Below are 12,704 nucleotides of genomic sequence, written 5' to 3'. Positions count from 1 at the left end.
TCCGGAGTTTGGGGCCTCGTCAAGCGTTGAAGCGTTGCAAAAAAGGTCTCGCCAGCGCCTTTCTTTTCCGCGGTATTTACCCAAAATTGGAAAATAGTTAAGATGTTGGCGTCATCAGGCCGTTTCAATAACAGAAAGCAGGGTAGAATTGGCCGATTATTCGATCTTTGTGTTGGGTGAAGGTCAATTGTCCGTCTCTGTGGCGCAGGGTCTGGACGGGATCAATCAGGGCACGGGGATACATCTTATAGGTGAGACGATTACCATTAATTCACGCGCTGCGACTGAAGTTTTCATCACGGATGCTGGATCGGACACCAACTTTTCCGACAATGATGGTAATCAGCGGTTAAACGGCGATCAGACAATCGATGGCACGCTTTTCTCCAGCGGCACGCGTGTTGAAGCCGAATATGGTATTACGCTGACTGATGGAACAACCACATGGCAGGCGGTTGCGTTCAACGTGAACAACTCATCACCGGCATATGGAACCGTTGAGGGCATCGCATTCATCGGGGGACCCGGACAGTTTCCGCCGGCCGGAGTACCTCTGACGGTCGTCAGCACACAGGAAGGTCCCAGCTTCGCATCAAACGCATATGTCAGCCCCATTTGTTACTGTCGCGGGACACTGATCGAAACCAAGTCCGGATACCGGCCCATCGAAATGTTGAAGCCGCGTGATGAAATCTGGACCCGTGACAATGGCTATCTACCCGTCATCTGGACAGGTGAACAGGCTGTCATTACAGCCGGTCGTTTCAGATTGGTCGAAATTCCCGAGGGAACGCTATCGAATTTCGCACCTTTGAAAGTGTCCCAGCAACACAGAATGCTGGTCACACACCCTTTGGCTGAAATCCTTTGCGCAGAGAACGAAGTGTTTGTTCCAGCTATCAGCCTTGTTGATGCGGGCATTGCAACAATGTGCAAGGAGAACAGTGCAACTTACCATCATCTGCTGCTTGAGACACATAACGCCATTAACGCCAACGGAGCAATTTCCGAGAGTCTGCTGCTGGCACCATCCACCAGCCGCCAGAACCCGGATGATCTGTTCTTTCGCGGCCTGGTCGATCAGGTTTCATATGCCGTTGAAACCGCGAGGCTGACACTGAAAAGAAAAGAGGCAACATTCTTGATCAACAGTATCTTGTCCGTTGATCCGAATTCCCGTTTGATTCATACTGCCGCACAGACCGAGAGGGGCATCAGACCCGTCCGGGCAGGCAAAAACGAGGCTCGAGTATGAAACAGTTTCTCCTTATCGCGTTTTGCGCCACGTCTCTGACGGCGGTGGCGCCGGTTGCAGACGCGGCGCAGATCAAACGGGCGTGTCTGGCGTCGGACCGGTCGGCGGCGACGCGGGATCGGTGTACTTGCATCCAGCGCGTGGCGGATCAGGCGTTGACCCGCAGCGATCAGAAGACCGTTGCCAAGTGGTTCTCCGACCCCCATCAGGCGCAAGAGTTGAAGATGTCGCAGACCGCGCGTGACGATGCGCTATGGGATCGTTATCAGAACTTCGGCCAGATGGCGCAGGCGATCTGTAACTAACCCGTTCACAATCCTTGACCTGATGCCCACTGCGCCTCAGTAAGGACGCAGCGAAAGGTGGAGCGCATGGTGATGAAAGGGCTGACCCTGCGAGGTCTCGAGGTGTTCGAGGCGCTGGCGCGGACGGGATCGGTGGCGCAGGCGGCCGAGATCACCGGGCTCAGCCAGCCGTCGGTCAGCCAGCAGTTGCGTAATCTGGAAAAGGCCCTGGGCACCGAACTGGTCGATCACGGGCGTCGACCGATGCGACTGACGCAGGCCGGGCGCAGCTTTCTGGCGCGGGCCGAGGCGGTGCTGGCCGAATTGCAGATGGCGCAAAGCGAGCTGTCGGTCATGGAACTGGGCCACCTGACCACGCTGTCCATCGGATTGATCGACGATTTCGACAATGACCTGACCCCCCGTCTGGCCACCCTGCTGACTGACAGCCTGTCACGGTCCAAATTCAAGCTGATCACCCTGTCCAGCCTCGATCTGTTCGAAGCCCTGGCCGAGCAGCGGCTGCACATGGCTGTCACTGCCCATAGTGGCGAGGTGCTGGAGGGTGTGGTCGAGTACCCGCTGGTCCGTGATCCGTTCATTCTGGTGGCCCCGAAAGGCTCGGGCGGGGTTGAGGCTGTGCAGGAGGGGCTGCCGTTTCTGCGCTATGCACGCGAACAACTGATCAGCCGACAGATCGAGGCGCATATGGCGCGCGGGGCGCAGGAGTTCGAAGAGCGGTTCGAGATCGGATCGCATCTGGCATTGATGGCCATGGTTGCGCGGGGCCTAGGCTGGGCGATCACAACGCCGCTGGGCTTCATGCGTGCGACGCGGTTTCATGACGGGCTAGAGGCATACCCTGCCCCGTTCGGGGATTTCTCGCGCACGATTTCATTGCTGGCGCGCACCGACTGGTCGGATCAGGTGCCTCGGGAAGTCGCGGGCATGACCCGCCGGCTGATGCAGAACCAGATCATTGAACCAGCCCTGACCAAACTGCCATGGCTGAGCGGGCAATTGAAGGTGATCGGCGGCTAACGCTCCAAATGGGCGGCCAGACCGTCGACTGCCGTTTCGATCAGATCCAGCGCGCCATCGAAATCCCGCGTGTAGTAAGGGTCGGGCACGCAATCGGCTTGGGTGTCAGTGGCAAAGTCCGTCAGCAGGCGCACAGGTGTGTCGTTGCCAGCGGGGCGTAGTCCCTCGATATCCGCGATATTGTTGGCGTCCATACCCAGGATCAGATCGAACATTTCGAAATCAGCAGCGGTGAATTGCCGGGCGCGCAGGTCGCTGAGGTCGATGCCCCTGGCTTTTGCGGCGGCCTGCATGGGGCCATAAGGCTGGTTGCCTGCATGCCAGCCCATGGTTCCGGCACTATCGGTTGCGTGGTGCGGTGCACGGGCGCGAAAAGCGCCCTCGGCCGCGGGCGAACGGCAGATATTGCCCAGGCAGACAAAGAGGATACGGTGTGACATGAACAAGCTGTACCGCGCGGAGGAGAAATGGAAAAGATCGTCATTCTGACCGGAGCCGGAATTTCCGCCGAGAGTGGGCTGAGCACTTTTCGCGACGAGGGCGGATTGTGGGCGCAGCACCGGATCGAGGATGTCGCCACGCCCGAAGGCTTTGCCCGCAACCTGGCCTTGGTACACGGGTTTTACAATGCCCGCCGCGTTCAGGCTGCCGGTGTACACCCCAATGCCGCCCACAAGGCGCTGGCCCGGCTGCAACAGGACTGGCCCGGTGAGGTGATGATCGTTACCCAGAACGTGGACAGCTTGCATGAAGCGGGCGGCGCGCGGGGCGTCATTCACATGCACGGAACACTGGCCGGTGCTTTATGCTCGGCCTGCGGTCATCGCTGGACCGCGCCGCCTGAGATGGCGGTTGGGGAACCCTGCCCTGCCTGTGCGCAGCCCACCGCCCGGCCCGATGTGGTCTGGTTCGGCGAAATGCCTTACTACATGGACGAGATTTATGACCACTTGGCCAGTGCATCGCTCTTTGCTTCTATAGGAACATCAGGTCAGGTCTATCCCGCAGCGGCTTTTGTTCACGAAGCACGGGAGGCGGGCGCGCGAACGGTTGAGATCAATCTGGAACCAACGCTGGGCGCATCCGGGTTCGACGAGCGCGTTGTCGGCAAGGCCACTCAGACAGTTCCACGATGGGTCGACCAGCTACTTGCGCGACGCTCTTAAGATGCAGACAACGCTTGCTTAATCTGTGTAAACTATCTCCGAAACGACTGGAGGAAGGGCCATGACGGAACAAGATTCCCAAAGCGGTGAAATTATGGAAGACAGCAGTATGGCCGGGCGCGACATGTTGGGGGCGCAACTTTCCGACCTGTGGTGGACTTTTCTGCTGCGTGGAATTCTGGCGGGGCTTGTCGGCATTGCGGCCCTGTTCTGGCCCTCGGGTAGTATCGCATTGCTGCTGCGGCTGGTCGGCGTTCTGCTGGTCCTTGACGGCGGCCTGACGCTTTTGGGTGTCGGGCGACGCGGCGTATTGGGCGGCGCCGCAATCGGGGCGCTTGTGATCGGGCTGATCCTGCTGATCTGGCCGGAAGGTACAGTCAAACTGGCCTTTTTCCTGTTGGGCGCATGGGCGCTGATCATCGGAATCGGTTCGCTGGCAGCCGCCGGGCAGATGCACGAGAGAGACCCGCAGCGCGGCTCCATGCGTGTCTCAGGGTTCGTTGCCCTTGTCGTCGGGCTTGTTTTGATGATCTGGCCAGCCGTCGCGCTTGTGGCTTTGGGATGGGGCATCGCATTTTCAGCGCTGGCCATGGCAGCCGTCATGTTCTGGCTGGCATCCCGTTTCCGTCAGGCGGGCGACCGTGTCGGTATGAAGACTATCAACAAATAGGTCTACACCTGATAAACGCCATCAGGCCGGGCAATACCCGGCCTGATGCATGGATGACAGCCGCAGCGCGGCCCGAAGACAGGCGTTGCCCTAGTTGGAATGTGATCCGTGGCCGCCCTTGTCTTGACGCTCCAGATCAACGGGGATTTCGATCTCAACCTCACCCGCCTTTTCAAAGATCAGCGTTACCGGAACCGTGGCGTCCTGTGCAAACGGAGCGGTCAGCCCCATGAACATCACGTGGTCGCCACCGCGCTTCAGCATGTGGGTCGCACCCGCCGGAAGGGCAAAGCCTTCTTCGACATGCACCATCTTGGCAACGCCGTTGTCATCGACCTTGTGTGTGTGCAGCTCGACCCGGGTAGCGGCTTCAGACGTCACGCCAACAAGACGATCGTCTGTATCGCCCTGATTCTGGATCATCATGAACGCCGCACCGGCTTTGGCGGACTTGCCCGACGACCGGGCATAAGCGTCATCAACTGTGATGGTGCCTTCGGCAAAAGCGGGGATAGCCATGGACACGGTGGCCAGAGTTGCAAGCAGAGTAGTTTTGAGGGACATCGTGCCTCTCCTGTGTATATGGTTTGAAAAGGATTGGTTCTCAAACCAGTACAGGCGGCGCACGCGCTGGAGCGCCCGATGCTGGCAGGGTGATCTGGTGACCCAGATGCCTCAACGGTGCAGGCTGCGCCTGTTCCGGAGCTGCGGGCAGAGCAGGATGGGCGACGGCAATCGCACCCAGCAATGATAGTGCGTAGTCCGGGCAGTAATGTGGCGGCGCGGTGGGTTGACCGCTTTCGTCCATATAGACAACAACAGGGCCAGTGCCGGTGCACAGCACCATCTGCCCCACGGCCTTGTCCATACCCCGCGACATGGCAAGGCCCTGCCCCGTCAGAACCAAGAGCAGAGATAGGACAACAGGTAAAAGTCTTACAATGGCAGGTCTCATCCTGACCCGGGTATAGGTCAGTCAGCAGAATAGCTTCAAGCGCCAAAGGGTCGCGCTTGAAGCTGATCTCAGTAGTCTATTCCTGGTCTTTTCACCTTGCTTGTATTGAAGCTGGTGTGTGACCGGTTCACCCTGCGCTGCATCCGCGTACAAGCTGAAATTGTCTTGCGAAAAACCGCAGTCAGAAACAGGAAAAGGTAGAAACTTTTTAACGTCATAATTTGGCCCCCGCCTGATGAGTGATTGTGACGTTAGGTCAGATTCGAATCTCTGTATGTGAAGCAATTCACCAATCGGGGAAAATAATTTCGAATTTGAGAACAATGCCGATTGCCACTAGGCACCCACAATACAAAAAACCCCGCACCAAAAGGTGCAGGGCCTTGAAATCCATAAGAAAAAAGGCTTAGGCCGTGGCTTGTGCCTTGGCGATTTCCTTTTTCACTTTCAGAGCGTTCGCCGACAGTTCTTCGTCCTTGGCTTTGGCCAGGAACGCGTCCAGACCACCACGGTGATCAACCGAACGCAGAGCAGCGGCCGAGATGCGCAGCTTAACACCGCGTCCCAGAGTCTCGGACTGCAGGGTAACGTCGTTCAGGTTTGGCAGAAAACGACGACGAGTTCTGTTTTTGGCATGGCTGACATTGTTGCCAGTCATCGGGCCTTTTCCGGTCAGTTCGCAACGGCGCGACATGGTTTCTTCCTTTGTTTCTGGAGGCCGGGCACAAAGCCCTCGGCCAAATCACAAGGGGCACAACCCGAAGTCGCGCCCGAAAACTGGTTGGATGCGTGTAGTGGGAATCACAGGGAGGGTCAAGACGGGCTGCGCGAAATCTTTCATTTTGCGCGGCGCGTAGAATCCCCGCCCGTGCCCAACTGTCAGGTCAGCGCGCTGAGCAGTTCTTCCGCCGCCTTGGCCGGGTTCAAATGTCCAGCAGAGACTTCGGTGTTCAGACGCTCCATCTCAGCTTTGGCCTGCGGTGTGTCGAGGCGCGCAAGAAGAGCATGGCGAACTTCTTGGTCGAACCAATAGCGCGCCTGCGCCGCGCGGTTGGCCTCCCAAATACCATGGTCGCGGCGCCATTGGGTCAGGGTTTGCATCTCATCCCATGCCTGCTCCAGCCCGTGCTCTTCAACCGCTGATGCTGTCATGGCCTTGGGGAAGCCTTCCGGGTCCTGCGGGCGTTTGCGCAGCAGTCGCAAAGCGCCCGCATAATCCGCGCAGGTGCGTGTGGCGGTGGCCTTCAGGTCGCCATCGGCCTTATTGATCAGGATGATGTCGGCCATCTCCATAATACCGCGTTTCACCCCCTGCAATTCATCCCCGCCCGCTGGGGCCAACAGCAGCAGGAAAAGGTCCGACAGTTCGGAGACAACCGTTTCGGACTGCCCCACACCGACAGTTTCGATCAGCACCACGTCATAGTCCGCTGCTTCACACAGGGCGATGGCCTCTCGGGTGCGACGGGCAACGCCACCAAGATGGCTCTGGCTGGGGGATGGCCGGATGAAAGCGTTTTTTTCACGACTCAAACGTTCCATCCGGGTTTTATCGCCCAGAATCGAGCCGCCCGAACGGGCCGAGCTGGGATCGACCGCCAATACGGCCACACGCAGCCCCTGCCCCGTCAGCATCATGCCGAAGCTTTCGATAAAGGTGGATTTACCCACACCGGGAGTCCCCGACAGACCGATACGCAGCGCCTGACGCCCCGATCCGGCAAGCTGCGCCAATAGCTCGCTGGCCTGTGCGCGATGATCGGCGCGGTTGCTTTCGACCAGAGTGATCGCGCGCGCCAGCGCCCGGCGCTCGCCCTTCAAAATCCTGTCACCTAGGCTGTCTATCTGCATACTCATCCCGATCTCTAAGGCAGGAATAGTTGCCTTTGTCCGGGGGCGTTTGTCCAGACCGGAGGAGACAGGAAATGCGATCAATGCAATGGCTGCGTCATTTCGTGCAGTGCTTTATCTTGATCTGCCTGCCCGGCATAGCCCGGGCAGAGACGGGCCAAAGCCAGTTCTCGCGACGTGCGCTGGGGGTCAAGGTCGGGGAAATGTCGCTCAGCTCGAACACGACGCCTCACAGTACGCCGTGTCAGCTCGGTTAGCCACAACCGGGCTGGCCGGAACGCTAAAACGCATCCTCTTTGTGATAGTGGCCTCTGGGCGTCGCAACGGTAACCGTTTCTTACCTCAGCGTTACATCGAGGACATGGACACAGGTCAGCGAGTTTCGCGCGCTCGGCTGGTTTACTCTGGCGGTGTTGCGCGCGCCAGTGGCCCAAAGATCGGTGATCGCGGCCCTTATGCCGTGACCGACCGGCAGCAACGCGGGGCGGTCGACCCGCTGACCGCGATTTTCATGGGTTTGCGACATCAAAGCCCTGCAGAGTTATGCCGACTGCGCCAAAGAATCTTTGATGGGGAACGGCTGACACAAATCACACTAACCCAACGTAGCGAGGCAGATGGGCGTGTGTTCTGTCGAGGCCAGTTTACACGGTTGGCAGGATACGCACCGAGCGACCTGTCCCGGGGTAACAGCTCTCCAGTGCTGGTAATCTACGAACCACTTGGCTCTGTCATGCGCGCTATGAGGGTTGAAGCGCAGACCATATAGGGTGCCGCAGTTGTTCAGAGAAAATAGCGCGAACTGGACGCCACCTGCGCGATGGCGGATAAGGGCCGGATGACGACACGCCTACCCATCGAAGACGCCATTCCCGAACTGCTGGACGCCCTGCGCGCACATGGGCGCGCGGTGCTGCAGGCCCCGCCCGGAGCAGGCAAGACCACGCGGGTCCCCCTGGCGATGCTCGAGGCGGGTCTGTGCGACGCAAAGATCGTCATGCTGGAGCCCCGGCGGCTGGCGGCACGGGCTGCCGCAGAGCGGATGGCAGAGACACTGGGTGAGCGCGCAGGCCAGACGGTTGGGTATCGCGTGCGCGGCGATGCGAAAGTGTCCAAGGACACACGGATTGAAGTAGTGACCGAAGGCATCCTGACCCGGATGCTACAATCCGACCCTGACCTGCCCGGTATCAGTTCGGTGATTTTCGACGAATTCCACGAACGCTCTCTGAACGCCGATCTGGGGCTGGCGCTGTGTCTTGAGGTTGCAGGTGCATTGCGGGATGATCTGATACTGCTGGCCATGTCTGCCACACTGGATGCTGAGCCAGTGGGCCGGTTGATGGAGGCACCGCTGGTCACGTCACAGGGGCGTAGTTTTCCGGTCGAGACGCGCTGGCTGGATCGCCCCTTGGGGCCGCAGGTGCGGCGTCTGGATGCACTGGTTGATCTCGTGGTGCAGGCCGAGCGTGAAACGCGCGCGACAGGTGGCGGCCTATTGGTGTTCCTACCCGGTGAAGGTGAAATCCGGCGGGCTGAAGCCGCATTGAAAGCCCGGCTACCCGAGGCATGCGCCGTGCATCCGCTTTTTGGGGCAATGCCCTTTGCCGCCCAGCGCGCGGCGATTGCCTCTGCCAAGACCGGGCGAAAAGTGGTGATGGCGACGTCGATTGCGGAAACCTCTCTGACCATCCCCGATATCCGGGTGGTCGTAGATATGGGGCAAGCACGGCGGGCACGGTTTGATCCGGGTTCAGGCATGTCGCGGTTGATCACAGAACGCGTGACGCGGGCCGAAGCGACGCAACGCGCAGGCCGCGCGGGCCGCGTGGCCGAAGGCGCGTGCTATCGGCTGTGGTCAAAAGGTGAGGAAGGCGCACTGGCCTCCTACCCGCCTGCCGAGATCGAGGCGGCAGACCTGACTGGACTGGCGTTGGAACTGGTGCTGTGGGGCGCGGATGCCAGTGATCTGACCTTTCTGACACCACCACCCGACGGAACCATGGCCGAGGCACGGGCTTTGCTAAGGATGCTGGACGCACTGGACGAAAAGGGGCGGATCACTGAACACGGGCGAGCCCTGGCCACGCTGCCTCTGCATCCCCGACTTGGTCATATGCTGGTGCGCGCAGGCTCACAGGCCGCGCCATTGGCAGCCCTCATGGCCGAGCGTGACCCCTTGCGCGGCGCCCCGGTCGATATCGCGCTGCGACAAGAAGCGCTGCGGGATGTGCGGGCGTTCCAACGCAACCGTGTCTGGCAGGTGAATATTGGTGCCGTGGATCGAATCAAAGCCGAGACCAAACGGCTGCGGGCGCGGGCCAAAGACGGGCCCGAGCACCTGAGCCCGGCCACCATGGCCGCCCTCGCCTATCCCGATCGTGTCGGGCAACGGCGCAAGGGGGAAGCGCCACGCTATGTGCTGTCGGGCGGCAAGGGCGTTGTTCTGGACAATGGCGACACGCTGGCGGGTGCGCCTTATTTGGTTGTGACTGATACGGATGGGAACCCACGCGAAGCAAAGGTACGCATGGCCGCGCAGATCTCGGAACAAGAGATCCGGGATTTGTTTTCCGATCAAATCGCCTGGGCTGACAGTTGCACGTGGTCTAAACGCGAACGCCGGGTTATATCCCGACGACAGGAGCGGTTCAGAGCGATCACGCTGGGTGATCGCATCTGGAAGGATGTCCCGGACGAAAACGTCGCGCGAGCGATGCTGGACGGGGTCCGCGATCTGGGGCTGCGACTGGACGGGGCTGCCGGCCGATTGGCGGCCCGGGTCGAACTGGTGCGCGCGGACGGGACCGACCTGCCCGATTTCTCGACCGACGGCCTGATGGCCGAATTGGAGGATTGGTTGCTGCCGATGCTCTCGGGTGTCAAAAGCGCCGAGGACTGGAAGCGCTTCGACCTGTTGCCCGCCTTGCGCGCCCGATTGGATTGGGCACAGACGCAAGAACTGGACCGGCGTGCTCCGGGATCGTTTGAAACCCCACTAGGGCGCAAGGTTCCGATCGACTATAGCGCAGCAGTGCCCGAGATTTCGGTCCGGTTACAGGAATTGTTCGGCGTATCTCGCCACCCGGTCGTCGGGGGCACGCCACTGAAGATCACCCTACTGTCCCCGGCCCAAAGGCCGATCCAGATCACCCGCGATCTGCCCGGATTTTGGGCTGGCTCATACGCGGATGTTCGCAAGGATATGCGGGCGCAATATCCAAAACACCCCTGGCCCGAAGACCCAACGCAGGCTGATCCCACACTGAAAGCCAAACGTAGGCGTGATTGAGGTGGTCAAAAAAGGATCCAAAACACACAGTTTTCTTCAATTCACCGCCTGAGATGGTTGGCAATCAAAGAAACCCTGAAGATATCATTGAAATACAACATTGGTACTGTTAGGTCCGTCCAGTTCCGATGACATAAATTGGTTGAAGCGCTGCTTAATGGGTTCAACACTGCGAAAACTCTGGGAAGAGGTTGGACGACCTCTGTTCATGCGCCCACAGCGGGTGCAGTTTGCAGCATTGTGCACCCGCATTCATGACGGTCAGGACGAAGTTCTGCTGATCACAAGCCGTGACACCAAACGTTGGATCATCCCCAAGGGTTGGCCTATCGATGGTCTGAATGGGGCGGAAACGGCCTTGCAGGAAGCTTGGGAAGAGGCCGGAGTGCGCGCGAATACGGTTCACAACGATCCCGTCGGCCATTTCACTTATGACAAGATCCTCAAAGACGGTTCGGCACTGTCGGTTTTGACCAGTGTCTACCGGATTCCCGTACAGGCGTTGGCCGATGATTTTCCCGAAGCCGATCAGCGTGAACGCGGCTGGTTTTCCCCAACCGAAGCAGCAACGCGCGTTCAGGAACCCGAGTTACAGGCGCTGCTGCGGCAAATGTAACGAATTCGCAACAATTTGATGACACCCAGCTTGCCCCTGCAATGGGAAACCGTTACCTGCGGGCGATCTTCAAATTTCTGACCAAACCGATGTCTGACTCAAACCCAAAACCACGTTGGCAGGCGCTTGACAGCGACCTGCACCGAATTTCCCGCGTCGAGACCGCCAATATACACGTGTCGCGCCCCTTGTTGGCCCCGGGGATCGCGCTGGCGTTCATGGCGCTGGCGGGGTTGACTGCGGCTGTTCTGTTTGGTCAGGCCGACGGCGGCCATATCATCATCGCGGCGGCTGCTTTTGGGGCCTATATGGCGATCAACATTGGCGCCAATGACGTGGCCAACAACATGGGTCCTGCGGTTGGTGCGAATGCACTGACAATGGGCGGAGCCATTTTGATTGCCGCCATTGCCGAAAGCGCGGGCGCGTTGCTGGCTGGCGGGGATGTGGTCTCGACCATCTCCAAGGGGATCATCGATCCGGCCTCGGTGCAGAACAGCGATGTGTTCATCTGGGCCATGATGGCGGCGCTGATCTCGTCGGCAATGTGGGTCAATCTGGCGACCTGGGTCGGCGCACCGGTGTCCACCACGCACTCGGTCGTGGGTGGGGTTATGGGTGCCGGGATTGCAGCAGCAGGCCTGAGCGCGGTGAATTGGGGCACGATGAGTGCAATTGCAGCCAGTTGGGTTATTTCTCCGGTGCTTGGAGGCGTGGTTGCAGCCGGCTGTCTGGCGCTGATCAAGAACAAGATCCAGTATCAGGACGACAAGATTGCAGCGGCACGCAAGTGGGTGCCGATCCTTGTGGCGGTGATGGCGGGGGCCTTTGCCACCTATCTGTCCGTAAAAGGTCTGAAACGGATCGTGAAAATCGATCTGGAGATGGCTCTGCTGATTGGTTTAGGCACAGGGCTTCTGGCCTGGTCTGTGACCGTTCCCTGGGTTAAACGCAAATCCGAGGGGCTGGAGAACCGCACCCGGTCGCTGAAGACACTGTTTGGACTTCCACTTGTGATATCGGCCACGTTCCTGAGCTTTGCCCATGGCGCGAATGACGTCGCCAATGCGGTAGGTCCACTGGCGGCGATTGTTCACGCGGCAGAGTTTGGTGATTTCGCCTCGAAGGTTTCAATCCCGCTTTGGGTGATGATCATCGGCGCGTTCGGAATCTCATTCGGTCTGTTCCTGTTCGGTCCCAAGTTGATCCGGATGGTGGGCAGCCAGATCACCAAGCTGAACCCGATGCGCGCCTTCTGCGTTGCCCTGTCGGCGGCGATCACCGTGATTGTGGCCAGTTGGCTGGGCCTGCCGGTCAGCTCGACCCATATTGCCGTTGGTGCGGTCTTTGGCGTCGGCTTCTATCGCGAATGGCATTCCGAGCGTCGGCGCAAGCAGACGAACCTTCAGCGCATTGCTACCCAGCAACTGGCCCCCGAAGAATACCGCCGCCGCAAACTGGTGCGACGGTCGCATTTCATGACCATCGTGGCAGCATGGGTTGTGACCGTGCCTGCTGCCGCAACGATGTCGGCCTTGATCTATTGGATGCTGACCGCCTTCGCCTGACGGGTG

14 protein-coding genes are annotated in these 12,704 nt (G+C 59.4%); 9 read left to right on the top strand and 5 right to left on the bottom strand.

All coding sequences use genetic code 11. The features are described from left to right. The first annotated feature begins 148 nt into the window (after window positions 1-148). The 3 genes from AC2FJZ_RS01260 to AC2FJZ_RS01250 all read left to right on the top strand — a co-directional run bounded on the left by AC2FJZ_RS01260 (window position 149) and on the right by AC2FJZ_RS01250 (window position 2,580). Window positions 149-1,255, top strand: coding sequence for a Hint domain-containing protein (locus tag AC2FJZ_RS01260; protein ID WP_496775810.1), 1,107 nt, complete (start codon window positions 149-151; stop codon window positions 1,253-1,255). After that, window positions 1,252-1,560, top strand: coding sequence for a hypothetical protein (locus AC2FJZ_RS01255; RefSeq protein ID WP_496667461.1), 309 nt, complete (start codon window positions 1,252-1,254; stop codon window positions 1,558-1,560). The genes AC2FJZ_RS01260 and AC2FJZ_RS01255 overlap by 4 nt, the downstream gene beginning before the upstream one ends. 66 nt (window positions 1,561-1,626) lie before the next feature. Beyond that, window positions 1,627-2,580, top strand: a complete 954-nt coding sequence (locus AC2FJZ_RS01250) for a LysR family transcriptional regulator (RefSeq protein ID WP_050603245.1) — start codon at window positions 1,627-1,629, stop codon at window positions 2,578-2,580. On the opposite strand, the gene AC2FJZ_RS01245 is transcribed toward AC2FJZ_RS01250, so the two are convergent. Next, window positions 2,577-3,020, bottom strand: coding sequence for a low molecular weight protein-tyrosine-phosphatase (locus AC2FJZ_RS01245; protein WP_496667462.1), 444 nt, complete (start codon window positions 3,018-3,020; stop codon window positions 2,577-2,579). The genes AC2FJZ_RS01250 and AC2FJZ_RS01245 overlap by 4 nt on opposite strands. Window positions 3,021-3,047: 27 nt before the next feature. On the opposite strand from AC2FJZ_RS01245, the gene AC2FJZ_RS01240 reads away from it, so the two are divergent. Then, on the top strand, window positions 3,048-3,746 hold the full coding sequence (locus AC2FJZ_RS01240) for an NAD-dependent deacylase (RefSeq protein WP_496775808.1): 699 nt from the start codon (window positions 3,048-3,050) through the stop codon (window positions 3,744-3,746). 61 nt (window positions 3,747-3,807) lie between these two features. After that, window positions 3,808-4,416 carry an HdeD family acid-resistance protein gene (locus AC2FJZ_RS01235; RefSeq protein WP_496775807.1) on the top strand — a complete coding sequence of 203 codons (609 nt, stop codon included), beginning with the start codon at window positions 3,808-3,810 and terminating at the stop codon, window positions 4,414-4,416. A gap of 90 nt (window positions 4,417-4,506) precedes the next feature. Here AC2FJZ_RS01235 and AC2FJZ_RS01230 read toward each other — a convergent pair whose 3' ends face one another. From AC2FJZ_RS01230 to meaB, 4 genes are all read right to left on the bottom strand, one after another. Beyond that, window positions 4,507-4,980, bottom strand: coding sequence for a copper chaperone PCu(A)C (locus tag AC2FJZ_RS01230; protein ID WP_496775806.1), 474 nt, complete (start codon window positions 4,978-4,980; stop codon window positions 4,507-4,509). A 40-nt stretch (window positions 4,981-5,020) separates the two neighbouring features. Next, on the bottom strand, window positions 5,021-5,296 hold the full coding sequence (locus tag AC2FJZ_RS01225) for a hypothetical protein (RefSeq protein WP_496775805.1): 276 nt from the start codon (window positions 5,294-5,296) through the stop codon (window positions 5,021-5,023). A gap of 481 nt (window positions 5,297-5,777) precedes the next feature. Continuing rightward, window positions 5,778-6,065, bottom strand: coding sequence for a 50S ribosomal protein L28 (gene rpmB, locus AC2FJZ_RS01220; protein WP_050603240.1), 288 nt, complete (start codon window positions 6,063-6,065; stop codon window positions 5,778-5,780). A 185-nt stretch (window positions 6,066-6,250) separates the two neighbouring features. Then, window positions 6,251-7,222 (bottom strand): methylmalonyl Co-A mutase-associated GTPase MeaB, encoded by a 972-nt coding sequence (gene meaB / locus AC2FJZ_RS01215; RefSeq protein ID WP_496775908.1) that lies wholly within the window; start codon window positions 7,220-7,222, stop codon window positions 6,251-6,253. An 88-nt stretch (window positions 7,223-7,310) separates the two neighbouring features. Here meaB and AC2FJZ_RS01210 point away from each other — a divergent pair, with 88 nt between their 5' ends. From AC2FJZ_RS01210 to AC2FJZ_RS01195, 4 genes are all read left to right on the top strand, one after another. Then, window positions 7,311-7,991 carry a DUF3108 domain-containing protein gene (locus tag AC2FJZ_RS01210; protein ID WP_496775804.1) on the top strand — a complete coding sequence of 227 codons (681 nt, stop codon included), beginning with the start codon at window positions 7,311-7,313 and terminating at the stop codon, window positions 7,989-7,991. A 69-nt stretch (window positions 7,992-8,060) separates the two neighbouring features. Then, complete coding sequence (gene hrpB, locus AC2FJZ_RS01205) at window positions 8,061-10,514, top strand: ATP-dependent helicase HrpB (RefSeq protein WP_496775803.1); 2,454 nt, start codon at window positions 8,061-8,063, stop codon at window positions 10,512-10,514. 157 nt (window positions 10,515-10,671) lie between these two features. Beyond that, entirely contained in the window at window positions 10,672-11,130 is a 459-nt protein-coding gene (locus tag AC2FJZ_RS01200; protein ID WP_496775801.1) for an NUDIX hydrolase, read from the top strand. A gap of 89 nt (window positions 11,131-11,219) precedes the next feature. Then, the gene (locus AC2FJZ_RS01195; RefSeq protein WP_496775799.1) at window positions 11,220-12,698 is read left to right on the top strand and encodes an inorganic phosphate transporter; all 1,479 of its coding nucleotides are present in this window, start codon (window positions 11,220-11,222) and stop codon (window positions 12,696-12,698) included. Window positions 12,699-12,704 lie beyond the last annotated feature (6 nt).

The organism is Ruegeria sp. CDSA079 (assembly GCF_059612245.1).
Note: the sequence above shows the minus strand (reverse complement) of the source record. Positions and strands in the feature narration are given on the sequence as shown.

What these genes read in the sequence shown, in the direction of transcription:
- AC2FJZ_RS01255 (WP_496667461.1), top strand. Translation starts at nt 1,252, where the DNA reads ATGAAACAGTTTCTCCTTATCGCGTTTTGCGCCACGTCTCTGACGGCG.
- AC2FJZ_RS01250 (WP_050603245.1), top strand. Translation starts at nt 1,627, where the DNA reads ATGGTGATGAAAGGGCTGACCCTGCGAGGTCTCGAGGTGTTCGAGGCG.
- AC2FJZ_RS01245 (WP_496667462.1), bottom strand. Translation starts at nt 3,020, where the DNA reads ATGTCACACCGTATCCTCTTTGTCTGCCTGGGCAATATCTGCCGTTCG.
- AC2FJZ_RS01240 (WP_496775808.1), top strand. Translation starts at nt 3,048, where the DNA reads ATGGAAAAGATCGTCATTCTGACCGGAGCCGGAATTTCCGCCGAGAGT.
- AC2FJZ_RS01235 (WP_496775807.1), top strand. Translation starts at nt 3,808, where the DNA reads ATGACGGAACAAGATTCCCAAAGCGGTGAAATTATGGAAGACAGCAGT.
- AC2FJZ_RS01230 (WP_496775806.1), bottom strand. Translation starts at nt 4,980, where the DNA reads ATGTCCCTCAAAACTACTCTGCTTGCAACTCTGGCCACCGTGTCCATG.
- AC2FJZ_RS01225 (WP_496775805.1), bottom strand. Translation starts at nt 5,296, where the DNA reads ATGTCGCGGGGTATGGACAAGGCCGTGGGGCAGATGGTGCTGTGCACC.
- rpmB (WP_050603240.1), bottom strand. Translation starts at nt 6,065, where the DNA reads ATGTCGCGCCGTTGCGAACTGACCGGAAAAGGCCCGATGACTGGCAAC.
- meaB (WP_496775908.1), bottom strand. Translation starts at nt 7,222, where the DNA reads ATGCAGATAGACAGCCTAGGTGACAGGATTTTGAAGGGCGAGCGCCGG.
- AC2FJZ_RS01210 (WP_496775804.1), top strand. Translation starts at nt 7,311, where the DNA reads ATGGCTGCGTCATTTCGTGCAGTGCTTTATCTTGATCTGCCTGCCCGG.
- hrpB (WP_496775803.1), top strand. Translation starts at nt 8,061, where the DNA reads ATGACGACACGCCTACCCATCGAAGACGCCATTCCCGAACTGCTGGAC.
- AC2FJZ_RS01200 (WP_496775801.1), top strand. Translation starts at nt 10,672, where the DNA reads ATGGGTTCAACACTGCGAAAACTCTGGGAAGAGGTTGGACGACCTCTG.
- AC2FJZ_RS01195 (WP_496775799.1), top strand. Translation starts at nt 11,220, where the DNA reads ATGTCTGACTCAAACCCAAAACCACGTTGGCAGGCGCTTGACAGCGAC.